Below are 21,050 nucleotides of genomic sequence, written 5' to 3'. Positions count from 1 at the left end.
GCTTCAGAACACAGTCCTGAAGCCCTTTTTGCTGTTTTGTCGGTGCCGCGAGGCTCTAATTCCTCTGTATCAGGAACTTTACCCTTAGCTGACGCGGGCTTTACGCACGCCGTCCGCCAACGCCGAGCACAGGCTCAATACACCGTCGACGGCCTGTTCTGCGGTTGCCGCATTGGCGATCTGGTCGATCAATGCCGACCCCACCACCACACCGTCAGCCAAGCGAGCGATGGACGCCGCCTGCTCTGGGGTACGGATACCGAAACCGATGCTGATCGGCAGGTCGGTATGGCGGCGCAGACGGGCGACCGCTTCCTCGACGTGTTCGAGCGTGGCGGCCCCGGCACCAGTCACGCCAGCCACAGAGACGTAGTAGACGAAACCGGAGCTGCCGTTGAGAACGGTCGGCAGGCGCACATCGTCGGTAGTTGGCGTGGTCAGGCGGATAAAATCCAGGCCCGCGGCCTGCGCCGGGTCGCACAGTTCGCCGTTATGCTCCGGCGGCAGGTCGACCACGATCAGGCCGTCAACGCCGGCCTCTTTGGCTTCGGCAATGAAGCGCGGTACGCCGTACATGTGGATCGGGTTGAAGTACCCCATCAGCACCAGCGGCGTTTCGTTGTTGTCCTGGCGGAACTCGCGAACCATTTGCAGGGTTTTCGCCAGATTCTGCTTGGCACCCAACGCACGGATGTTGGCGAGCTGGATGGCCGGGCCGTCAGCCATCGGGTCGGTGAAGGGCATGCCCAGTTCGATCACGTCGGCACCAGCCGCCGGCAAGCCCTTGAGGATGGCCAGGGACGTGTCATAGCCCGGGTCGCCGGCGGTCACGAAGGTCACCAGGGCGGCGCGGTTCTGTTCCTTGAGTTCGGCAAAACGCGTTTGCAGGCGGCTCATCAGTGTTTCTCCTGCTTTGATTGTTCCATATGGTGCATTACGGTCTGCATGTCTTTGTCGCCACGGCCGGACAGGTTGACCACCATCAGGTGATCCTTTGGCAGGCTCGGTGCGCGCTTGAACACTTCAGCCAGGGCATGGGCGCTTTCCAGGGCAGGGATGATCCCTTCCAGACGGCAGCACTGGTGGAATGCAGCGAGGGCTTCGTCGTCAGTCACCGAGGTGTACTGAACGCGGCCGATGTCATGCAACCATGCGTGCTCCGGACCGATACCCGGGTAGTCGAGGCCGGCAGAGATCGAGTGGGCGTCGATGATCTGGCCATCGTCGTCCTGCAGCAGGAAGGTGCGGTTACCGTGCAACACACCCGGTACACCGCCGTTCAGGCTGGCCGCATGCTTGCCGGTCTCGATGCCGTAACCGGCGGCTTCAACGCCAATGATTTCAACACTCTTGTCGTCGAGGAACGGGTGGAACAGGCCCATGGCGTTGGAACCACCGCCAATGCACGCCACCAGGCTATCTGGCAGACGGCCTTCCTGGGCTTGCAGTTGCTCACGGGTTTCTTTGCCGATCACGGCCTGGAAGTCGCGAACCATTGCTGGGTAAGGGTGCGGACCGGCCACGGTGCCGATCAGATAGAAGGTGCTGTCGACGTTGGTCACCCAGTCACGCAGGGCTTCGTTCATCGCGTCTTTCAGCGTGCCGGTGCCAGCCACCACCGGGATCACTTCGGCACCCAGCAGCTTCATGCGAAACACGTTGGCCTGCTGACGTTCGATGTCAGTGGTGCCCATGTAGATCACGCAATCCAGACCGAAACGCGCGGCGACGGTGGCAGTGGCCACACCGTGCATGCCGGCGCCGGTCTCGGCGATGATTCGTTTTTTGCCCATGCGTCGCGCCAGCAGGATCTGGCCGATGCAGTTGTTGATCTTGTGCGCGCCGGTGTGGTTCAGCTCTTCGCGCTTGAGGTAGATCTTCGCGCCGCCACAGAACTCGGTCAGGCGCTCGGCGAAGTACAGTGGGCTTGGGCGTCCGACGTAGTCGCGCTGGAAGTAGGCCAGTTCCTCCTTGAATGCAGGATCTTCCTTGGCCAACTCATATTCACGGGCCAGGTCGAGGATCAACGGCATCAGGGTTTCGGCAACGTAGCGACCGCCGAACGCGCCAAACAGGCCGTTGGCATCAGGGCCGTTGCGCAGATTAGTCTGGGTCATTTGGCGCTCCAGTTGAATGCGTGAAGTGATGCATAAAGAGATAGTGGGCTTCACTCTACCCCTGACGCCCCGACCTGAAAACCGATAAGATCGCCGCCACCTGTCAGGAAAACTCACAGATCAAATGAGCCATGACCTTCCTCCGCTGAACGCGCTTCGCGCCTTCGAAGCCGCTGCCCGCTTGAACAGCGTAAGTCAGGCGGCCGAACAGTTGCATGTCACCCATGGGGCCGTCAGCCGGCAACTCAAGGTGCTTGAAGAACACCTCGGCGTAAGCCTGTTCATCAAGGACGGACGCGGCCTGAAACTCACAGATGCCGGGTTGCGCCTGCGTGATGCCAGCAGCGAGGCCTTCGAGCGTCTGCGCAGCGTTTGCGCCGAACTCACACAAAGCACGGCCGATGCTCCATTCGTGCTCGGTTGCTCGGGAAGCCTGCTGGCGCGCTGGTTTATCCCGCGACTGGGGAGACTCAATGCCGACCTGCCGGACTTGCGCCTGCACCTGTCGGCCGGAGAAGGCGATCTCGACCCGCGAAGGCCGGGGCTGGACGCCTTGCTGGTATTTGCCGAGCCCCCCTGGCCCGCGGACATGCAGGTTTTTGAGCTGGCCAGCGAACGCATCGGCCCGGTCATGAGCCCACGGTTCACCGGCTATGAACGGCTCAAGGACGCGCCGGACACTGCACTGCTGAGCGAGGCTTTGCTGCACACCACCTCACGCCCGCAAGCCTGGCCGAGTTGGGCGCAACCACGTGGACTCGACGCGAGGGTGCTGAAGTACGGTCAGGGATTTGAACATTTGTATTACTTGCTGGAAGCCGCCGTCGCGGGTCTGGGTGTGGCGATTGCCCCCGAACCCTTGGTGACGGAGGACTTGAAGGCCGGCCGCCTGGTTGCGCCATGGGGCTTCAGTGAAACCCCGGCACACCTGGCGTTGTGGCTCCCCAAGCGCGCCGCGGACGGGCGCGCCCGGCAACTGGCGCAGTGGCTCAAGAACGAACTGCGTCAAACGGATTAATCACGCTTGCACAACAGATAAGCGGCCAGCAGGCCTAATGCGCCCACGGCGACACCGGCTGTTGTCCAGGGGTGTTCCTGGGCGTAGTCCCGGGTGGCAATCCCGGTTTCGCGGGTTTTGACCTTGACCTCTTCATAGGCATCGGCCAGCAAATGGCGCGAGTGCTTCAAGGCATTCTCGGCGTTGCTTTTCAGGGTCTTGAGTGTTTTACGCGACTCATCCGAGGCGTCGTCCTTCAAGCTTTCCAAAGACTTGAGCAGACTCTCGATCTCGGCTTCCATGCTTTGCAATGAGGCTTTGCGTAACGAGGTGTTGGCCATGGTGACTCTCCTGCATTGGTGATGAGTGGCATGTGTTGGTTGGGACTGCAGGGGTTCGAGAAAGTGCAGAAAACCTGAACTTCATCCTCACAGCGACCAACAGAAAATAGGAAAAATCACTGCTAGGCTGTAATTCACACGCCGAGGAGAACGCCATGTCTGACCATCACACCTACAAGAAAGTCGAGCTGGTTGGCTCGTCTACCAGCAGTATCGAAGATGCGATCAACAACGCCCTGACCGAAGCCAGCAAAAGCATCAAGTACATGGAATGGTTTGAAGTGACCGAGACCCGTGGGCACATCAGGGACGGTAAGGCTGCGCACTTTCAGGTGACCTTGAAAGTCGGGTTCCGGATTGCCAGCAGCTGACTTTGGGCTAGTCTTCTGAACTTGCACGCCGGCCGAATGCCATAGGGAATGGTAAAGCACTGCATGAGTGCGTCCGGCTGACGGCTGGTTACCCCTATGATCTGACCAGGGAATGCACCGATGAAGAAGTTTATGTTGGCGGTAGGCTTGTTGAGCCTTGCAGGGACCGCATTGGCGGGCGGCAAGCCATGCGATGAGCTGAAAGCCGAAATCGCAGCGAAACTTGATGCCAAGGGCGTTTCCGGATATTCGCTGGAGATTGTCGATAAAAGTGCCGCTGCCGGCGGGAAAGTCGTTGGCAAATGCGAAGCGGGCGCCAAAGTGATCGTCTATAAAAAGTAGGCCGACTCTCGCCTGAATGAATAAGCCGACGCCCTGGCGCCGGCTTTTTTATGCCTGCCGTTTGAGTATCAGCCTCGCATGAGCTGCGCCAGTAGCTCGTAGGAATGCACGCGATCCGAATGTTCGTACAGGTCACAGGTGAAAATCAGCTCGTCGGCCTGGGTCTGTTCAATCAGGACCTCGAGTTTGGCGCGGATTTTCTGCGGGCTGCCGATCATGGCCAAGCCAAGGAAATCGTGCACGGCCTCTTTCTCATGGGGCAGCCACAGGCCGTCCATGGTCTTCACCGGTGGACGCTGTACCAGGCTTTGGCCACGCATCAGGGCGAGAATCCGCTGGAACACCGAAGTCGCCAGGTAATCGGCCTGCTCGTCGGTATCGGCTGCCACTAAAGGCACGCCGAGCATCACGTAAGGTTTGTCCAAAACGGCTGACGGCTTGAAGTGATTGCGATAGACCCGAATCGCTTCATGCATGTAGCGCGGTGCGAAATGCGATGCGAAGGCGTAGGGCAAACCACGCTCACCGGCCAGTTGTGCACTGAACAGGCTCGACCCCAACAACCAGACTGGCACATTGCTCCCGGTGCCCGGCATGGCGATGATGCGTTGGTCCGGAGTACGCGGCCCGAGATAGCGCACCAGCTCCGCCACATCTTCCGGGAAATCGTCGGCGCTGCCGGAGCGTTCACGGCGCAGCGCACGTGCGGTCATCTGGTCGGAACCGGGCGCGCGCCCCAGGCCCAGGTCAATGCGGCCCGGATATAGACTTTCCAGGGTGCCGAACTGCTCGGCAATCACCAACGGTGCGTGGTTGGGCAACATCACCCCACCCGAACCGACACGAATGGTCGACGTGCCACCGGCCAGGTAACCAAGCAGCACCGAAGTCGCGGAACTGGCGATACCGTCCATGTTGTGGTGTTCAGCCACCCAGAAGCGGTTGTAACCGAGTTTCTCGACGTGCTGCGCCAGGTCCAGCGAATTGCGCAGCGACTCGGCCGCGCTGCCGTTCTCGCGCACCGGCACCAGGTCGAGGGTCGAGAACTTGATATCGGACAGTCGTTTCATAAACCTGCTTCTCCAATTGAGGGCGCAGGTTTGTTCTTGCGAACGCAAACCTGCCGAATCCAAAAGCGTGTTCATGCAATGTGGGCATATACCCGAGTTTCAATAGCCCGGTAAAAAATCCCGCGAAAAAAGCAGATTGATCGGACAGGGCTGCCCGGTTTCCAAAGTGCTGAATGCGAAGATCAGCCTGGAGGCCACACTGGTTGGCTGGATTTTCGTTGAACACAAAAGATCGCAGCCTTGGCAACCTGCCGGGATCATTCGGTAGATGGTGCTCAAGTCTGCGATCTTTTTTGCGTCGCGACAGATTTGCCCGCTAAAACTGTGGTCGAATAAACGACAGCAGCGAAAACCCATGACTGTGCGTGCTGCGTCAAAGGAGCTTCAACCATGAAACGTTTTACCCTGGCGGTTATCTGTTGCGCACTGGCCACTTCGGCCCTCGCGGCACCGAAACCCTGCGAAGAACTCAAGGCCGAGATCGAAGCCAAGATCCAGGCCAGTGGCGTCACCGCCTACACGCTTGAAATCGTCACCAACGACGAGGTCCACGACCAGAACATGGTCGTGGGCTCGTGCGAAAACGGCACCAAGAAAATCATCTACCAGAAGAACGACCGCTGACACCTCACATCAAGCAGTAAGACTCCCGATCTTCTGCAACGATCTCCCGCTTGGCGTTGTATAGCCTGGCTTCAGGGATGAAGGCAATCGAGCGGCCTTCAAGCACATAACGTTGGCCGGCTTCGAAATGATCGAAGTTGATGGTCAAGTAACATATGCGTTCAGAAGGGCCGCCCATCATGTTCAAGCCCCCGCCACCAGGTACTTCGTAGTCAAAGCGGACGATCAGTTCATGGCTGCCGGGCATAACCTCAAAAAAACGCCCGTCGGCCAAGCGCTGTTTATCCAGACGCTCGGCCATCAGCAATTTATCGTTAGGGAAGGGCGTGGAAAAATCGACCCAGGCCATCTTTGGATTAGCCGTCGGCATCGGGCTCTGACAGCCAGCGACAATGCTGGCAGCCAGCAACAGCATCAACCTGTACATGATGAATGTCCCAAGGGGTTATACATTCAGCATAACGCCGATCAGGTGTGTTGACAGCCCGCAGGCGTGCCTTGGCCAACCACTTTTCGCTGTTCATCGTAGAGCTTCGCCCAAGGCCGAAAACCGATGTTCCCCACCTTTAGCCGATAACGCTCGCCCGCGTTGAAGTCGTTGAATTTCACGTTCAACTGGCAATCGCGCCACAACGGTTCGGCGTCAGGGCCGATGTTGGTGGGCTGGACCGAGAATTGGTAGCGGACCGTCAGCTCATGGCTACCGGGCCGGACCTGGAAATAGCGTTTGTCGTCGGTGGCCTTGTTATCAACCTCCAGCGCCTGCAGAGTCGTATCTTTTTGCTTCGAGTCCAGGTCGATCCAGGCTTGCGCAGGATCAGGGCGGGGTAGTCCGAAAAAAGCACAGCCGGCCAGCATCAGCAGGCCTCCTGTCAGTATCAACATGCGCATAGCGGAGCTCCAGTCAGGCAGGATAGTCTTGCGGAAAGACTCTCCAAGGAAGAATTATTGTGTTCAGGCCGCTTCCTAGCCTTGGCTTACTTGATCGCGTTTTTCGCGTTTTGTTTCCGGGTGTGATGTTTTTGTTGCTCAACGGTTGCGCCAGCGTCAGCTACTACCACCAACTGGCCAGCGGCCAACTGCAGTTGCTGCGGGCCAGGGAGCCGGTTTCCAGCGTGATTGCCGACCCGGCGCGCGATCAAAAACTGCGCACACACCTGGAGCAATCGCAAAAGGCCCGAACGTTCGCCAGCCAGCAATTGCACCTGCCGGATAACCAGAGTTACCGCTTGTACGCGGACATTGGGCGCCCCTTCGTGGTCTGGAATGTCTTCGCCACGCCGGAATTTTCTCTCAAGCCTGTAAACCACTGCTTCCCCATCGCCGGCTGCGTGGCCTACCGCGGTTACTACAGCCAGAGTGCAGCCCGCGGCGAAGCAGCTTTGCAACGTTTGCAGGGCATGGACGTGTCGATTGGCGGCGTCGAGGCCTATTCGACACTCGGCTGGTTCAACGACCCGATCATCAGTTCGATGATGGGCTGGGGGGACGAGCGACTGGCCACGCTGATCTTTCACGAGCTGGCCCATCAGCGCTTCTATGTGAAGGACGACACGGAGTTCAACGAATCCTTCGCCACCTTCGTCGAGCAGGAAGGTACTCGCCAATGGCGCGCCTACCGCCTCCTGCCACCGGATAACAATGCGCAGGCGCGTCAGCGCAACCAGTTCACTGCGTTGGTGCTCAAGACCCGCACCCGACTGGAAAAGCTCTACACCTTGCCGCTGCCAACCGGACAAATGCGCCAGCGCAAGGCTGCCGAGTTCGAGCGCTTGCGCAGCGAATACCGGCAATTGCGTGACAGTCAGTGGGCCGCAGACAAACGCTACGACGCCTGGATCTATGCCCCGATGAACAATGCCCGACTTTTGCCGTTTGGTTTATACGACCAATGGGTACCGGCATTTGCCGTGCTGTTCCATCAGGTGAATGGCGATTGGCTCAGGTTTTATGCCGCCGTGGAGAAGCTCGGCGCCTTGCCCGCGGGCGAGCGCAAGGCGGCGCTGAAAGCATTGGCTGACGGGGCCGATCAACCAAAGAACCAATAGCAAACCCCGATTGCACCCAGCACCCCGGCCAGCTCCGCCAGCAATGCACAACCGACTGCATGGCGTGCGCGCTGGATGCCCACGGCGCCGAAGTACACCGCCAGGACATAGAACGTCGTCTCGGTACTGCCCTGGACCGTTGCCGCCACCAGCGCCGGGAAGCTGTCGACGCCCGAGGTCTTCATGGTTTCGATCAGCATCGCCCGGGCAGCGCTACCGGAGAAGGGTTTGACCATCGCCGTCGGCAGCGCATCGACGAATCGCGTGTCCCACCCGGCCCACGCGACCAGATGGCGAATCCCGTCCAGGCCGAAGTCCAGCGCACCGGAAGCTCGCAATACGCCAACCGCGCAGAGCATCGCCACCAGATAGGGCAGCAGGTTTTTGGCGACGTCGAACCCCTCTTTGGCACCCTCGATGAAGGCCTCGTAGACCTTCACCTTACGCAGCGCGCCGATCAGCAGAAACAGCATGATCAGGCCAAACAGCGTCAGGTTGCCGAGGATCGATGACAGACCGGCCAGCGCGGTCGCCGAAAGGGTCGCCAGTAACGCCATGAACCCACCAAGAGCGAGGGCACCGGGGATCATGTAAGCCAGCACCACGGGGTCCCAGATGCGCAGGCGCTGCATGAACGCCACCGACAGGAAGCCGACAATGGTCGAGCAACTGGTCGCCAACAGGATCGGCAGGAACACCAGCGTCGGGTCGGGCGCGCCTTGCTGGGCGCGATACATGAAGATGGTCACCGGCAGCAGGGTCAGCGAAGAGGCGTTGAGCACCAGGAACAGGATCTGTGCGTTGCTGGCGGCGGTAGCGCTGGGATTGAGTTCTTGCAGCGCTTTCATGGCCTTGAGACCGATCGGCGTGGCGGCGTTGTCCAGGCCCAGGCCGTTGGCGGCGAAGTTCAGGGTGATCAGGCCGATGGCTGGATGACCCGGCGGGACTTCAGGCATCAGGCGCAAAAACAGTGGCCCCAGGGCCTTGGCCAGCCATTCGACGATCCCGGCTTTCTCGGCAATGCGCAAAAAACCCAGCCAGAGGGTGAGGGTGCCAAACAGCAGCACCATGACTTCGACCGACAGCTTGGCCATGGCAAAAATGCTTTCCACCATTGCCGCGAAAATCCCGGCATTACCGCCGATCAGCCACTGCGCCAGCGCCGATACGGCTGCCACGATGAAGAAGCCAAGCCACAGGCCATTGAGCATCAGTCAAATCCCCCAAAAGATCCGCGAATGATAGCGGGGTGGCCAGAAACGACAAACCCCGGATTTCTCCGGGGTTTGTTGGGACAGCCGTCGTAGATCACTGTGGGAGCGAGCTTGCTCGCGATGAGGGACTCACAGCCAGCATTGATGTCGATTGATACACCGCTATCGTCGGAACGCCGCCCGGAGCAAGCTCACTCCCACAAAAAGCCAATCTACACAGGGTTTGATCAGCCCTTGAAAGTTTCACCCGCCGGCAGTTTTTCCTTGCTGCGCCAGTGCGGCAGGGAGTTCCAGTAGCGCTGGCCCTTGGCGTCGTCGTACATGCCTTCCCAGCGAGCGATAACCAGAACAGCCAGGGCGTTGCCGATCACGTTCAGTGCGGTACGGGCCATGTCCATGACGCGGTCGACACCGGCGATGAACGCCAGGCCTTCCAGTGGAATACCGACGCTGCCGAGGGTAGCCAGCAGTACCACGAAGGACACGCCCGGTACGCCGGCGATGCCTTTGGAGGTGACCATCAACGTCAGTACCAGCAGCAGCTGCTGACTGATCGACAGGTCGATGCCATACAGCTGGGCAATGAAGATCGCCGCGATGCTTTGGTACAGGGTCGAACCGTCGAGGTTGAACGAGTAACCGGTCGGCACCACGAAGCTGCAAATGGCTTTCGGCGCGCCGTAGGCTTCCATCTTCTCGATCACGCGCGGCAACACGGTTTCGGAGCTGGCGGTGGAGTAGGCCAGTACCAGCTCATCCTTGAAGATGCGCATCAGCTTGATCACCGAGAAGCCGAACAGGCGAGCGATCAGGCCCAGGATCACGAAAGCGAAGAAGGCGATGGCGACGTAAACCAGGATCACCAGTTTGGCCAACGGTATCAGCGACGCGAAGCCGAAGTTGGCCACAGTCACCGCGATCAGTGCGAACACGCCGATCGGGGCGTAGTTCATGATCATGTGAGTGACCTTGAACATGCTTTCCGATACGCCCTGGAACATCTTCACCAGCGGCTCGCGCAGGTCCGCCTGCAGGCTCGACAAGCCGAGACCGAACAATACGGAGAAGAAGATGATCGGCAGCATTTCGCCGCGAACCATGGCCGCGAAGATGTTCGACGGGATCAGGTTGAGGATGGTTTGGACGAACGCGTGTTCATGCTGAACCTCGGCCGCCGTGGCCTGGTACTTGGAAATGTCCACAGTGCCCAGGGTGCTCATGTCGATGCCGGCACCCGGATGGAACAGGTTGGCCAGCAGCAGACCGACCACGATGGCGATGGTGGTGACGATCTCGAAGTAAATGATGGTCTTGAAGCCGATACGCCCCAGCTTCTTGGCATCACCGACGCCGGCAATGCCGACAATCAGGGAGGAGATGACGATCGGGATCACGATCATCTTGATCAGACGGATAAAGATATCGCCTGCCGGTTGCAGGACGTTGCTGATCCACCAGGCTTTTTCGGCACTGAAATGGTTGAGCAGCGCACCGATTGCAATCCCCAATACCAAACCGATGAGGATCTGCCAGGCGAGGCTAAGCTTTGCCTTCTTCATATCTTTACCCTTAATTGTTGTTTGACTCAGGGAGATGCACGAACTGGAACGCTTATGGCGAAAAAGTCTAGTGCATCTACCCCCGTATAAGGTGCCCCGGAACGCGTGTTTATGGCTCTCCGGCAGGCGAAAAAGGCGCAACTATTCCGATGCAAGGGAGCGCCGTCTAATGCCGTAAACGCCTACCCTATGCCGAATCGGCATGAAGTTTTTTTAGTAAACCGCGCGTCCCAACCGGTTCGAATACGACATTTCGGCAGGTATAAGTGCCGTGAACCGGTCATCATAGAGCAGATTGAGTGTTTTTTGAGCAGTGGCCGAGAATTGATTTTTCAGCAGAATCCCGCAGGACGAAGCGAAAAATCGCGGCCAAAAAAAAGTGATTTTTCTCGATATACGGTCGCTGGTGAAACACCGGGAAAAGTATTTTCCGACGTTACCAGGACAAGAACGCGAGAACGGTGAGGAAGCCGAGACGAGCGCTCTATTTCAATGTGTTGCGTGATCAAGCCCTTCGCAAGCCCGTCGAACCATGGCGGTCCGGCGAACTTGCGCAGCAGCTTTTCCTGACCCGGCCCTTGCGCAGGCACTCGCTGTACCCGTAGGTCACTCCGCCCCTGAAACAGGCAGAACATCCCGACCCCTTGGTCATGCGCCAGCCTTCCTCAGGTGACGCAGGTGGAATGAGGCGCTGTGGCCTCCCTCATGTGTGTACTTCAATACCCGTTCGGATCTTTCTTCGTTTGCTCCATCGACAGGGCGGCTGCCAGTGCCTTGAACAAACCGTTCATGTCAGCTTCGACCGCGACGGCCAAAGAAGAAGGAAGCAACGAACATCACCAGGAACACGACAAACAGAATCTTGGCGATACCTGTGGCGGTGCCCGCGATACCACCGAAACCCAGTACGGCAGCGACTATGGCGATGATCAGGAATGTGATTGCCCAGCTCAACATGGTAATTCTCCTTACGCTTGTGTTTAGAGGTGCTGCGTTTCCCGGCGCATCGTGTACGCAGAAGTTTTGCCTAGAACACCCAATGCTCCTGATGACGTATCTCACCCACAGGCCCGGTCTGGTCGACATCCATCATGCGCATCGGGGTGGTGTCGGCCTGAAGACTACTGACAGCACTGAAATGGGTTTGGGTCGGATGCGGAATCGACAGGCGTGGCGCTTCCGGCTGCTGACTCTGCTCCCAGCGCAGAAACTGCTGGCCGCCGATCAGGGTGATCAACAGCGCCAGAACAGCAAGCAGTCCTTGCTCGATATGCACAGGCGAGAAGTGCAGGTAGGCGGCGCGTTGGCGGTTCATCCTGGATCTCCTGCCACTCGGGTCGGTATTCGATAGCGGGCGTCTGTTTTTGAATGCCCTGGTTAACCAGACAATTGCAGCCCACATGCCAGCTTTGACTCAATTTAATTTTCTTTAATTTCAATATCTTACAATCATCAAAAAAATCACTTCGCACGCATCCTGCACGATGCCACTTGCGCGGTCGTGCGTATTGCATGATTCGTTTGAAGGAGTGCGTAAATTTTTTGAATTGAGAGGAGGGCGCGGATGTCAGAAATACACGCTGGTTTTTGTAAGAAACCGGGCATCCATTAAAAGACCGGCGAAATCAGGTGGCTAAGCGATACATGGGATGAAAGCTACCCTGCCATGATCGGAATGGCTCAGAATCAATCATGCAACTTGCCCGATTTCTCCGAGACCAAATAAAGATTATTCATTAAGGAGCGTAGGAAAATGGAATCAGCCACTGAGCATCAAGGCCGCATTCTGCTGGTGGATGATGAGTCCGCCATCCTGCGTACTTTCCGTTATTGCCTCGAAGACGAAGGCTACAGCGTGGCTACCGCCACCAGCGCAGCGCAGGCAGAAGCCCTGTTGCAGCGACAGGTCTTCGACCTGTGCTTCCTCGATTTGCGTCTGGGTGAAGACAACGGCCTTGATGTGCTGGCCCAGATGCGTATTCAGGCGCCCTGGATGCGGGTGGTGATCGTCACCGCGCACTCAGCGGTCGACACCGCAGTGGATGCGATTCAGGCCGGTGCCGCTGACTATCTGGTCAAACCGTGCAGCCCCGATCAATTGCGGCTGGCAACCGCCAAGCAACTGGAAGTGCGGCAACTGTCGGCGCGACTGGAAGCCCTGGAAGGTGAAGTACGCAAGCCCAAGGATGGGCTGGACTCCCATAGCCCGGCCATGAAAGTGGTACTCGAAACCGCCCGCCAAGTTGCCACGACCGATGCCAATATCCTGATTCTTGGTGAATCCGGTACCGGCAAGGGCGAACTGTCCCAAGCCATTCACGGCTGGAGCAAACGCGCGAAGAAATCCTGCGTCACGATCAACTGCCCGTCACTGAACGCTGAACTCATGGAGAGCGAACTTTTCGGCCACAGCCGTGGCGCCTTCACCGGTGCCAGCGAAAGCACCTTGGGCCGAGTCAACCAGGCTGATGGCGGTACGCTGTTTCTCGACGAGATCGGCGACTTTCCCCTGACATTGCAGCCAAAGTTGCTGCGTTTCATTCAGGACAAGGAATATGAGCGCGTCGGTGATGCGGTGACCCGTCGCGCCGATGTGCGCATCCTCGCGGCCACCAACCTCAACCTTGAGGACATGGCCCGCGACGGTCGTTTCCGAGAAGACCTGCTCTATCGCCTGAATGTCATTACCTTGCACCTGCCACCGCTACGCGAACGCCGCGAAGATATTCTCAACCTCGCCGATCGTTTCCTCGCACGCTTCGTCAAGGAATACGCCCGTCCCGCGCGCGCCTTCAGCGACGAGGCGCGGGAAGCACTGCTGGGCTATCGTTGGCCGGGCAACATCCGTGAGCTACGCAACGTGATCGAGCGGGCGAGCATCATCTGTCCGCAGGAGCGGGTCGAGATCAGTCATCTGGGCATGGCCGAAACCCCGGTCCACAATGCACCGCGTATCGGCGCGGCTCTGAGCCTGGATGAACTGGAAAAGGCCCACATTGGTGCGGTCCTCGCCACCGCCGACACGCTGGACCAAGCGGCGAAAACCCTGGGCATCGACGCCTCGACGCTGTACCGCAAACGCAAACAGTACAACTTGTGAGCAACAGCGGATGAAACTGGCGATGAAATTGCGGACCCGGCTGTTCCTGAGCATCTCCGCACTGATGACCATCGCGTTGCTCGGGCTCTTGCTCGGGCTGGTCAGCGTGATGCAGATGGCCGGCAGCCAGGAAGTGCCCACCCGCAAAAACTTCGTCACTCTGGACCTGGGGCTCAAACTGCGTCAGACCCTGGGTGATCAACTGATCATCATGCTCAGCGAGAAACCTGACTCCGCCGCTTTCGCCGCCTCGAAGCAGCATTACTTCGAACTGCTCGAGGAAGGCATCGCCCAGGAGCCAGCGCAGACTGGAAGCGAGTACGGCTTCAGAAAAGCCAAGGCCGACTACGAGCGCTTTATCCAGGCTTATGAAACGTCCCCGGACCCGTCGAATGTGCTCGGCAGCCACAGCAACCTGACGGAAAAACTCAACGCGCTACGCAATGGCCTGATCGCCGAGCACAAGCGCGCACTGGATAACATCAAAGATACCGAGCGCCAGGCCCGGGAGCAGGCGCAGCTGATTGCCGGGTTGCTTGGCCTGGTGGCGCTGGCGGTGCTGATCGTCGGCTTCGTGACCGCGCAGGCCATCGCCCGGCGCTTCGGGGAGCCCATCGAGGCTTTGGCCAAGGCGGCGGACAATATCGGCCAGGGCAATTACGATGTCACCCTGCCGATCTCTTCGGCGGTGGAGCTGAACCAGCTGACCCGGCGTTTCGGGATCATGGCCCAGGCGCTGCGTGAGCATCAGGCCACTAACGTCGATGAACTGCTGGCCGGTCAGCAGCGTTTGCAGGCTGTACTCGACAGCATTGACGACGGACTGCTGATGATCGACCGTCAGGGCCATCTGGAACACCTTAACCCTGTGGCCCAGCGTCAGCTGGGCTGGGAATCCGATCGTCTGGGTCTAGGGTTGGGAACGGCGCTGGAGCGCCCCGAACTCGATGAGCAGCTACAACTGGTGCTGCGCGGCGGCACGCTGGAGCGGGCGCCGGAAGACTTGAGCATCGAAGTCGATGGCGAGTCGCGACTACTGACCTATAGCCTGACCCCGGTAAGCCATACCCAGGGACATATTCTCGGTGCCGTGATGGTGCTGCATGACGTCACGGAACAGCGTGCCTTCGAGCGGGTACGCAGCGAATTTGTATTGCGCGCCTCCCATGAGTTGCGCACACCGGTCACCGGCATGCACATGGCTTTCGGATTGTTCCGCGAGCGCGCTCACTTTGCCCGGGATTCCCGGGAAGCCGACCTGCTCGATACCGTGAATGAAGAGATGCAGCGGCTGATGCAGTTGATCAATGACCTGCTGAATTTCTCCCGTTACCAGAACGGCTTGCAGAAACTCACCCTGGCGCCGTGTTCCATCGAGGCGTTGCTGGAACAGGCTCAGTCACGCTTTGCCACAGCGGCCGAAGAGAAGGAAATCAATCTGCTGGTGGATGTGCAGGGACCTTTGCCGCGATTACAGGCCGACCAGCCACAACTGGACCGGGTACTCGACAACTTGCTCGACAATGCCTTGCGTCACACCGGCTCCGGCGGGCGAATACGCCTGCAGGCCCGGCGCCACGGCGACCGGGTCATCATCAGTGTCGAGGACAACGGTGAAGGCATCGCCTACGGTCAACAGGGGCGGATCTTCGAGCCGTTCGTACAGGTCGGACGCAAAAAGGGCGGGGCCGGGCTCGGCCTGGCCTTGTGCAAGGAAATCGTGCAATTGCATGGCGGGCGCATGGGCGTCTACTCCCGGCCGGGGCAAGGTACTCAGTTCTACATGGCGCTGACCGTTTAGCTCACCTTCACGCCTCGTCATCCAGACGTCGGCCAGCGCCGGCCAGGCGTCGGCCCCGGGTTATCAATTCAATGAACTGCACGGCGCTCAGCGCGCGGGCGAACAGCCAACCCTGGCCGAACTTCACGCCTTCACTGCTGAGGAATTCGGCCTGGGCCTCATGTTCGATGCCTTCGGCAATCACCTTCAGGTGCAGCGACTGGGCCATGTGAATGATGTGCGGGGCCACACCACTGCTGGCGGCGTCATGGCCCAACGCATCGATGAACGCCTTGTCGATTTTCAGGCAATCCACCGGCAGGGTTTGCAAATAGGCGAGACTGCAATAGCCGGTGCCGAAGTCATCGATCAACACCTGGTGCCCGACATCCCGTAACGATTGCAGGTTTTCCCGGGCCACCACCACATCGACCAGCCCGCGCTCGGTGACCTCAAAGGCAATTTGCCGTGCAGCGACACGGTGCAGGGTCAGCAGCCGCGCCATCACCTGACCAATCCGCGGAACCATCACATCACACGCCGCGAGATTGACCGAGATGTACAGTTGCGGGTTGGCACGCAGCAACTGGCCGAGTTGCTCGAGCAGGCGTTGCAGGACGAAGTCTGTCATCTGGCGAATCTGCCCGGTGTTCTCCGCCATCGGAATGAACAGGTCGGGACTGGTCAGAGTACCGTCCGGCCTGCGCCAGCGCAGCAGCGCTTCAGCCCCGACACAGTTGCGGCTATCGAGGTCGAAGATCGGTTGATACAGCACCTGCAACTCGCCACGGCGAATCGCGCCGGTCAGTTCGGCGTCCAGCGACTGCCGCTGGCGCACCAGCAGAAACACCAGGAACCCAACGCATATGCCCAGCGTGAGGCTGGCCGGCAGCAGCCACCACCAGACCGCCGGGATATGCATGCCGCTGCGCGGGCTGATCAACACCAATTGATATTCCGGATTGTCGGTGGGCATGCGGTATATCAGGCGTGTCTGGGTTATCTGCAGCGCATCACGGTTTCTCGGTGGCCAGGCCTCGGCCGGCGGCCAGATCTGAGTAGCGCCCAGCACCGGAATCGCGCGCGCGCCATGGTCAAGGACCACCAGCAGACTGCTGCCCGGCGACAGGTCGACCATATCGGTCAAATGTCCACGAGAGGTCGCGACCCGGAAATTCCCGCGCCCGAGCATCAGCGCGGCGCGGTTTTCATCGGGTTCGGTGGTGGTGTTGAGCCAATAGCTGTAAGTCGGGCCTTTGATGTCTGGCGATCGACTCAGCGACAGCCCTTCCTGGCGAGGGCGATTGGAGCAGATTCGCGAGGAGTCCATGTAGGCGGCTTCGTAGACGAAGCGATAATTGAACGTAACCTGTTGCAAGGTCGCGATCATTTCCGCATCGCAGCCACGCAACGGCTGCGCTTCAAGGTCGTCAAGGCTTTCGCGTAGTTGCCCGAAGAGCTGTTCCAGGCGGGCGAGGAAGCGCTCACCCTGAGCATTCATTTCTTCGCTTTCGTTTTGCTCGACCTGATGAATGGCGACGAACAGGCTGCCGGCCATCAATAACGTTGCGCTCAAGACAGTAGACATCAGCCCCAGGAACCAGGGGCGATGGAACCAACTACGGAGGGTCTCTCGAGCAACAGTCATTGTGCAATATCCGAAGGATTACCAATGAGTTATAGCTGCTGATTGGAAAAAAGCCCTGACCGTCGGGCGGGCGTCATTATTTTGTCTGATTCAACACCAAAAGTAGCGCTGCAGTTTGCGCATCCGGAGTGCCATCGAAACGCGCCGGACGGAAATGCATCTGGAATGCCGCTATCACATGCCGTGTCGCGACATCGAGCTCGCCGGTTTGTGGCGAGGCATAACCCAGTCGGGCCAATTGAGCCTGAAACCAGCTGATGCCCGGCAACTGTTCGGCGAACTGCATTTGCTGGCGCGCCACCGACTGTTCGTTCGGCCAGATGCCCAGGCCTTCGGCGGCCAGGCGCTTCCAGGGGAACAGCGGCCCCGGGTCCAGCTTGCGCAACGGCGCAATATCGCTATGACCGATGATGTTGCGAGGCCTTATACCGTGACGTTTGCTGATGTCCTTGAGCAATACGATCAACGACTGGACCTGATCTTCGGTGTAGGGGTGCCACACGCGTCCGGTCGGTGTGTCCTCGAAGCCCGGGTTGACGATTTCGATACCGATGGAACTGGAATTCAGCCAGGTTCGGCCATCCCACTCGCTCTCACCGGCGTGCCAGGCCCGCACATTTTCATCCATCAGCTTGTAGATGGTGGCACCCGTGTCGTCGCCAATCAGGTAATGGCTGCTGACTTCACCGTGGGCCAGCAATTGCAACGAACGCTCCAGCGAGGCATTGGTGTAATGCACCACCACAAACTGCACGCGGCTGTCGTAATTGGCCGAAGGGTGGCTGGTGTCGAAACGGGGACCGCTGGCACAGCCGGCAAGCACGATCAGCGATACGATCAGAGCAAAATATTTCATGGCGAAAGGCAGTACACGCAAGACAATAATGCAACAGTGTAACGTAATGCCTTGCGAGCGGACGGCAATCGCATCGAATTAAACAAAATGGAACAAATGATAGTCAGCCCGGCTCCACCCGATTGCGGCCGGCATTTTTTGCGCGATACAGCGCCTGATCGGCTCTTTTAAGCGCTTGATCGCCGTGTTCTCCCGGCCTGAACGCTGTCATTCCGATAGACACGGTGATGGTCACCGGTTCCCCCTTGAAGTGGAACGGACAGGCCTCAATCGAGGCACGCAAGCCTTCCAGCAACTTCAGCCCCGCCGCCGGCACCGTGGATGGCATTAACAGCACAAACTCTTCGCCGCCAAACCGCGCAATGAAATCCGTCCCGCGCAGACGCTTGCGCAACACACTGGCGATGATTTTCAGCACTTTGTCACCGGCCAGGTGTCCGTAGTTATCGTTGATGCGCTTGAAATGATCGAGGTCGAGCATGGCCAGCAGCAGCGTGTTGCCATGTTGCCGCCATTGTGTGACTTCATGATCCAGGCGCTCGCTCCAGGCCGCGCGGTTGGGCAGACCGGTCAACGGGTCGACCAATGCCTTCTGACGCTGCTCTTCAAGGTGCTCACGGTAACCCTGGGCCTCCTGCTCCATATGTGCGACCCGCTCGGCCAGGCTGTGCAGGCGCGTAGCGACCTCTTGCTCGCGCTCATCGCGCTGTTTCTGGTGCTGGTCCATGGTGCCCAGCAAGCCTTCGAGATGGTTTTCCAGGACGTGCTTGAGATCTTCCAGGTCCGCGGCTTCCTGCATGCTGCTTTGCAAGCCATCGACCTGTTCGCGGATCTGCGTGTCCATCTGCCGCGCAGCCGAACGGTTGTCGGCGTGTCCTGCGGTGGCGGCCTGCAAGTTGCTCTGGAACGATTCGAGGCGCTCGTTCAGTCGTTGCAGATAGGCTTCGAACTCATGTTGACCGCTGTCGGTAATGGCCAGCATCAACGTGGCGAAGTCGTCGAGGATCGGCAGCAATTCGTACCAGTTCAAACCGTTTTTCAGACGATCGCGCATGGATTCGGCTTGCGGGCGATAACGTTCGGGCAATGTCAGGTCTTCGAGCAGTCCTAGCAGCGTGTCTTCGATGTGACTGGCCACCGAACTGTAGGAGGGCTCGGGGGAGTCCGGGAGTGCGTAGAGAATGTCGTGCTCGGATGGCGCCTGATCGGTGGCGACCACGTCCTCCGTCGGAACCGGAAGCACGGGCACACTATCCGTCGATGCTTGCGCGGTAAGCTCGTCGGGGTTTGGTTCCGGCTCAGGAGGTGTCGCGATGGTTTCCGGGGTCGGTTGCTCGGCCGATTCGATTTCTGTCGCGGCTGCTCTGGCTGGTTGAGGCTCCGCAGCCGGGGGTGCAAAAGCCACGGCTGGCTCAGTCGGCGCGGACTCGTCCTCAGCTCGCTCAACAGCGGGTACCTCGCAGATTACCGGCTCAATCACGACCGTGGCCGACTCGATAATCGCCGCAGGGCTCTCGGCTACAGGGGCAGCCAGCGCAGGAGAAATAGCCGTTGAGGCCGCCGTCTCCTCCGCTTCACGACCGCCGAACAACCGCTGCAGCAAGCCCGGCCGATCGGATTCCGTCGGGGTCTCCAGCTGACTCAGGGCCCTGCCTTGCAAGCCACTCAGCTCGCTGAGCAACAACGGTATCTCACGTGCCTGACTGACCCGCGCCTCCAGTTGCTTGGCGAAACTCTTGAGTGGTCGGCTCACATCCCGTGGCAGCGGCAATGTTTGCAGCTGAGTGACCAGCGCAGTCAGGGCAGCACTGGTCTGGCTGACTCGGGTTTCCCGACGCTGTTCAGAGTCGAGCACGGCTTTTTCCAGGCGCGGAATCAGCGCGGCCAGGCCGGCGTCCATGTCGTCGGTACGCACGACCTCACGCATTTCCTTCATGCATTGGTCAACGGCGCGGTCGGTTCCTTCAGCCGCCAGGGTGCTGCGCACCAGCCCACGACGCAGTAAGTCGAGCCGCGCGTCCCAGCGACGTTCGAGCTTTTCCTGTTGTTCGATGCTTTTGAGGTATTTCTCTTTCCAGCGCTGTGCTTCGTCGCTCATTCATGGGATCCGCGAAGGGCAGGACTCAACGCGGGCAATGCATCGGCCGTGAGCGAACCCGGCAGACGAATCTCTACCGCGACCGGCAGGTGATCGGAAATGGGCTGTGCCAGCACCTCGACCTTTTCCAGGGTCAGGCTCGGGCTCAGCAGGATATGGTCCAGGCAGCGCTGCGGGCGCCAGCTGGGAAACGTCGCTTCCAGTTGTGGCGCAAGCAGGCCGAGATCGCGCAACGCGGAGTTTTGCAGCAGGTCACTGGCATGGGTATTCATGTCGCCCATCAGTACCTGGTGTTTGTAATCGCCAATCAGATCGCGGATGTAGGCCAGTTGCAGGCTGCGCGCCCTGGCGCCCAAGGCCAGGTGCATCATGACCACCACCAGCGCTTCCGGGCCTTCGCCGAACCGTACCAGAATGGCTCCGCGACCTTTTGGCCCCGGCAACGGATGATCTTCAATGGCCCACGGGCGCAATCGACTGAGCACGCCATTGCTGTGCTGGGCCAGGCGACCGAGGTTGCGATTGAGTTGTTGATACCAGTAGGGGAAGGCGCCGAGCTGGGCCAGGTGTTCGACTTGATTGACGTAGCCTGACCGCAGGCTGCCGCCATCAGCTTCCTGCAAGGCGACCAGATCGAAATCGCCCAGCAGATTGCCGATTTTCTGCAGATTGTCGGCACGCCCGGTGTGTGGCAGCAGATGCTGCCAGCCCCGGGTCAGGTAATGCCGATAACGCTCGGTACTGATACCGACCTGGATATTGAAGCTGAGCAAGCGCAGACGACTGTCTACGGGCAGGCCCGTGGACTCCAGATGATGCTCGTTGACCCGCGGATCATGCCGGCCAACGACGCGTTCAGTACCCCATCGGCGCATGGCAGTGACT

General features: G+C 59.3%; 22 protein-coding genes. 7 read left to right on the top strand and 15 right to left on the bottom strand.

What is annotated here, in order from left to right:
• Nucleotides 1-84: 84 nt before the first annotated feature.
• Together trpA and trpB are read right to left on the bottom strand one after the other, a co-directional pair.
• Nucleotides 85-897: a tryptophan synthase subunit alpha gene (trpA, locus tag AC1DRN_RS05500; protein ID WP_104450435.1), complete on the bottom strand. Its 813-nt coding sequence runs from the start codon at nt 895-897 to the stop codon at nt 85-87.
• Nucleotides 897-2,117, bottom strand: a complete 1,221-nt coding sequence (gene trpB, locus AC1DRN_RS05495; RefSeq protein WP_218431420.1) for a tryptophan synthase subunit beta — start codon at nt 2,115-2,117, stop codon at nt 897-899. The genes trpA and trpB overlap by 1 nt, the downstream gene beginning before the upstream one ends.
• Before the next feature lie 124 nt (nt 2,118-2,241).
• On the opposite strand from trpB, the gene AC1DRN_RS05490 reads away from it, so the two are divergent.
• The gene (locus AC1DRN_RS05490) at nt 2,242-3,135 is read left to right on the top strand and encodes a LysR family transcriptional regulator (protein ID WP_223459258.1); all 894 of its coding nucleotides are present in this window, start codon (nt 2,242-2,244) and stop codon (nt 3,133-3,135) included.
• Here the strand turns inward: AC1DRN_RS05490 and AC1DRN_RS05485 are convergent.
• Nucleotides 3,132-3,455, bottom strand: a complete 324-nt coding sequence (locus AC1DRN_RS05485) for an ElaB/YgaM/YqjD family protein (RefSeq protein WP_007969764.1) — start codon at nt 3,453-3,455, stop codon at nt 3,132-3,134. The genes AC1DRN_RS05490 and AC1DRN_RS05485 overlap by 4 nt on opposite strands.
• A 155-nt stretch (nt 3,456-3,610) precedes the next feature.
• On the opposite strand from AC1DRN_RS05485, the gene AC1DRN_RS05480 reads away from it, so the two are divergent.
• Nucleotides 3,611-3,826: a dodecin gene (locus tag AC1DRN_RS05480; protein WP_015092929.1), complete on the top strand. Its 216-nt coding sequence runs from the start codon at nt 3,611-3,613 to the stop codon at nt 3,824-3,826.
• A gap of 120 nt (nt 3,827-3,946) precedes the next feature.
• Entirely contained in the window at nt 3,947-4,168 is a 222-nt protein-coding gene (locus AC1DRN_RS05475; RefSeq protein WP_223459256.1) for a DUF1161 domain-containing protein, read from the top strand.
• 68 nt (nt 4,169-4,236) lie between these two features.
• Here the strand turns inward: AC1DRN_RS05475 and AC1DRN_RS05470 are convergent, their stop codons facing one another.
• Entirely contained in the window at nt 4,237-5,238 is a 1,002-nt protein-coding gene (locus tag AC1DRN_RS05470; protein ID WP_223459254.1) for an LLM class flavin-dependent oxidoreductase, read from the bottom strand.
• A 99-nt stretch (nt 5,239-5,337) separates the two neighbouring features.
• Complete coding sequence (locus tag AC1DRN_RS05465; RefSeq protein WP_457266021.1) at nt 5,338-5,517, bottom strand: hypothetical protein; 180 nt, start codon at nt 5,515-5,517, stop codon at nt 5,338-5,340.
• Between the two features lie 111 nt (nt 5,518-5,628).
• On the opposite strand from AC1DRN_RS05465, the gene AC1DRN_RS05460 reads away from it, so the two are divergent.
• The gene (locus tag AC1DRN_RS05460; protein ID WP_223459252.1) at nt 5,629-5,862 is read left to right on the top strand and encodes a DUF1161 domain-containing protein; all 234 of its coding nucleotides are present in this window, start codon (nt 5,629-5,631) and stop codon (nt 5,860-5,862) included.
• Nucleotides 5,863-5,866: 4 nt separating this feature from the next.
• Here AC1DRN_RS05460 and AC1DRN_RS05455 read toward each other — a convergent pair whose 3' ends face one another.
• Nucleotides 5,867-6,289 carry a PA0061/PA0062 family lipoprotein gene (locus tag AC1DRN_RS05455; protein ID WP_223459250.1) on the bottom strand — a complete coding sequence of 141 codons (423 nt, stop codon included), beginning with the start codon at nt 6,287-6,289 and terminating at the stop codon, nt 5,867-5,869.
• A gap of 41 nt (nt 6,290-6,330) precedes the next feature.
• Nucleotides 6,331-6,753, bottom strand: coding sequence for a PA0061/PA0062 family lipoprotein (locus tag AC1DRN_RS05450; RefSeq protein WP_223459248.1), 423 nt, complete (start codon nt 6,751-6,753; stop codon nt 6,331-6,333).
• 59 nt (nt 6,754-6,812) lie between these two features.
• Here AC1DRN_RS05450 and AC1DRN_RS05445 point away from each other — a divergent pair, with 59 nt between their 5' ends.
• On the top strand, nt 6,813-7,910 hold the full coding sequence (locus tag AC1DRN_RS05445) for an aminopeptidase (protein WP_223459246.1): 1,098 nt from the start codon (nt 6,813-6,815) through the stop codon (nt 7,908-7,910).
• Here AC1DRN_RS05445 and AC1DRN_RS05440 read toward each other — a convergent pair.
• From AC1DRN_RS05440 to AC1DRN_RS05425, 4 genes are all read right to left on the bottom strand, one after another.
• Nucleotides 7,892-9,121 carry a nucleoside recognition domain-containing protein gene (locus tag AC1DRN_RS05440; RefSeq protein WP_223459244.1) on the bottom strand — a complete coding sequence of 410 codons (1,230 nt, stop codon included), beginning with the start codon at nt 9,119-9,121 and terminating at the stop codon, nt 7,892-7,894. The genes AC1DRN_RS05445 and AC1DRN_RS05440 overlap by 19 nt on opposite strands.
• 230 nt (nt 9,122-9,351) lie before the next feature.
• Nucleotides 9,352-10,683 carry a glutamate/aspartate:proton symporter GltP gene (gltP, locus tag AC1DRN_RS05435; RefSeq protein ID WP_223459242.1) on the bottom strand — a complete coding sequence of 444 codons (1,332 nt, stop codon included), beginning with the start codon at nt 10,681-10,683 and terminating at the stop codon, nt 9,352-9,354.
• 792 nt (nt 10,684-11,475) lie between these two features.
• Nucleotides 11,476-11,640, bottom strand: a complete 165-nt coding sequence (locus AC1DRN_RS05430; protein WP_223459238.1) for a DUF1328 domain-containing protein — start codon at nt 11,638-11,640, stop codon at nt 11,476-11,478.
• A gap of 70 nt (nt 11,641-11,710) precedes the next feature.
• Nucleotides 11,711-11,998 (bottom strand): hypothetical protein, encoded by a 288-nt coding sequence (locus tag AC1DRN_RS05425; RefSeq protein ID WP_223459236.1) that lies wholly within the window; start codon nt 11,996-11,998, stop codon nt 11,711-11,713.
• A gap of 438 nt (nt 11,999-12,436) precedes the next feature.
• Between AC1DRN_RS05425 and algB the strand changes: the two genes are divergently transcribed.
• Both algB and AC1DRN_RS05415 read left to right on the top strand, forming a co-directional pair.
• Entirely contained in the window at nt 12,437-13,783 is a 1,347-nt protein-coding gene (gene algB / locus AC1DRN_RS05420; protein ID WP_223459234.1) for a sigma-54-dependent response regulator transcription factor AlgB, read from the top strand.
• Between the two features lie 10 nt (nt 13,784-13,793).
• Nucleotides 13,794-15,584 carry an ATP-binding protein gene (locus AC1DRN_RS05415; RefSeq protein WP_223459232.1) on the top strand — a complete coding sequence of 597 codons (1,791 nt, stop codon included), beginning with the start codon at nt 13,794-13,796 and terminating at the stop codon, nt 15,582-15,584.
• A 7-nt stretch (nt 15,585-15,591) separates the two neighbouring features.
• Here the strand turns inward: AC1DRN_RS05415 and AC1DRN_RS05410 are convergent, their stop codons facing one another.
• The 4 genes from AC1DRN_RS05410 to AC1DRN_RS05395 form a co-directional block, all read right to left on the bottom strand.
• Nucleotides 15,592-17,211 (bottom strand): EAL domain-containing protein, encoded by a 1,620-nt coding sequence (locus AC1DRN_RS05410; protein WP_223459230.1) that lies wholly within the window; start codon nt 17,209-17,211, stop codon nt 15,592-15,594.
• A gap of 76 nt (nt 17,212-17,287) precedes the next feature.
• Complete coding sequence (locus AC1DRN_RS05405) at nt 17,288-18,067, bottom strand: N-acetylmuramoyl-L-alanine amidase (protein WP_457266017.1); 780 nt, start codon at nt 18,065-18,067, stop codon at nt 17,288-17,290.
• 103 nt (nt 18,068-18,170) lie between these two features.
• Nucleotides 18,171-20,165, bottom strand: coding sequence for a GGDEF domain-containing protein (locus AC1DRN_RS05400; RefSeq protein ID WP_457266016.1), 1,995 nt, complete (start codon nt 20,163-20,165; stop codon nt 18,171-18,173).
• Entirely contained in the window at nt 20,162-21,040 is an 879-nt protein-coding gene (locus AC1DRN_RS05395) for an endonuclease/exonuclease/phosphatase family protein (RefSeq protein ID WP_218431436.1), read from the bottom strand. The genes AC1DRN_RS05400 and AC1DRN_RS05395 overlap by 4 nt, the downstream gene beginning before the upstream one ends.
• Nucleotides 21,041-21,050: the final 10 nt, after the last annotated feature.

The sequence above is a fragment of the Pseudomonas sp. P5_B3 genome (assembly GCF_056400405.1).
This window is presented reverse-complemented; position numbering and strand designations above follow the sequence as displayed.

Excerpts from the sequence above, each read along its gene's own strand:
- trpA (WP_104450435.1), bottom strand. The coding sequence starts at position 897 with ATGAGCCGCCTGCAAACGCGTTTTGCCGAACTCAAGGAACAGAACCGC.
- trpB (WP_218431420.1), bottom strand. The coding sequence starts at position 2,117 with ATGACCCAGACTAATCTGCGCAACGGCCCTGATGCCAACGGCCTGTTT.
- AC1DRN_RS05490 (WP_223459258.1), top strand. The coding sequence starts at position 2,242 with ATGAGCCATGACCTTCCTCCGCTGAACGCGCTTCGCGCCTTCGAAGCC.
- AC1DRN_RS05485 (WP_007969764.1), bottom strand. The coding sequence starts at position 3,455 with ATGGCCAACACCTCGTTACGCAAAGCCTCATTGCAAAGCATGGAAGCC.
- AC1DRN_RS05480 (WP_015092929.1), top strand. The coding sequence starts at position 3,611 with ATGTCTGACCATCACACCTACAAGAAAGTCGAGCTGGTTGGCTCGTCT.
- AC1DRN_RS05475 (WP_223459256.1), top strand. The coding sequence starts at position 3,947 with ATGAAGAAGTTTATGTTGGCGGTAGGCTTGTTGAGCCTTGCAGGGACC.
- AC1DRN_RS05470 (WP_223459254.1), bottom strand. The coding sequence starts at position 5,238 with ATGAAACGACTGTCCGATATCAAGTTCTCGACCCTCGACCTGGTGCCG.
- AC1DRN_RS05460 (WP_223459252.1), top strand. The coding sequence starts at position 5,629 with ATGAAACGTTTTACCCTGGCGGTTATCTGTTGCGCACTGGCCACTTCG.
- AC1DRN_RS05455 (WP_223459250.1), bottom strand. The coding sequence starts at position 6,289 with ATGTACAGGTTGATGCTGTTGCTGGCTGCCAGCATTGTCGCTGGCTGT.
- AC1DRN_RS05450 (WP_223459248.1), bottom strand. The coding sequence starts at position 6,753 with ATGCGCATGTTGATACTGACAGGAGGCCTGCTGATGCTGGCCGGCTGT.
- AC1DRN_RS05440 (WP_223459244.1), bottom strand. The coding sequence starts at position 9,121 with ATGCTCAATGGCCTGTGGCTTGGCTTCTTCATCGTGGCAGCCGTATCG.
- gltP (WP_223459242.1), bottom strand. The coding sequence starts at position 10,683 with ATGAAGAAGGCAAAGCTTAGCCTCGCCTGGCAGATCCTCATCGGTTTG.
- AC1DRN_RS05430 (WP_223459238.1), bottom strand. The coding sequence starts at position 11,640 with ATGTTGAGCTGGGCAATCACATTCCTGATCATCGCCATAGTCGCTGCC.
- AC1DRN_RS05425 (WP_223459236.1), bottom strand. The coding sequence starts at position 11,998 with ATGAACCGCCAACGCGCCGCCTACCTGCACTTCTCGCCTGTGCATATC.
- algB (WP_223459234.1), top strand. The coding sequence starts at position 12,437 with ATGGAATCAGCCACTGAGCATCAAGGCCGCATTCTGCTGGTGGATGAT.
- AC1DRN_RS05415 (WP_223459232.1), top strand. The coding sequence starts at position 13,794 with ATGAAACTGGCGATGAAATTGCGGACCCGGCTGTTCCTGAGCATCTCC.
- AC1DRN_RS05410 (WP_223459230.1), bottom strand. The coding sequence starts at position 17,211 with ATGACTGTTGCTCGAGAGACCCTCCGTAGTTGGTTCCATCGCCCCTGG.
- AC1DRN_RS05405 (WP_457266017.1), bottom strand. The coding sequence starts at position 18,067 with ATGAAATATTTTGCTCTGATCGTATCGCTGATCGTGCTTGCCGGCTGT.
- AC1DRN_RS05400 (WP_457266016.1), bottom strand. The coding sequence starts at position 20,165 with ATGAGCGACGAAGCACAGCGCTGGAAAGAGAAATACCTCAAAAGCATC.
- AC1DRN_RS05395 (WP_218431436.1), bottom strand. The coding sequence starts at position 21,040 with ATGCGCCGATGGGGTACTGAACGCGTCGTTGGCCGGCATGATCCGCGG.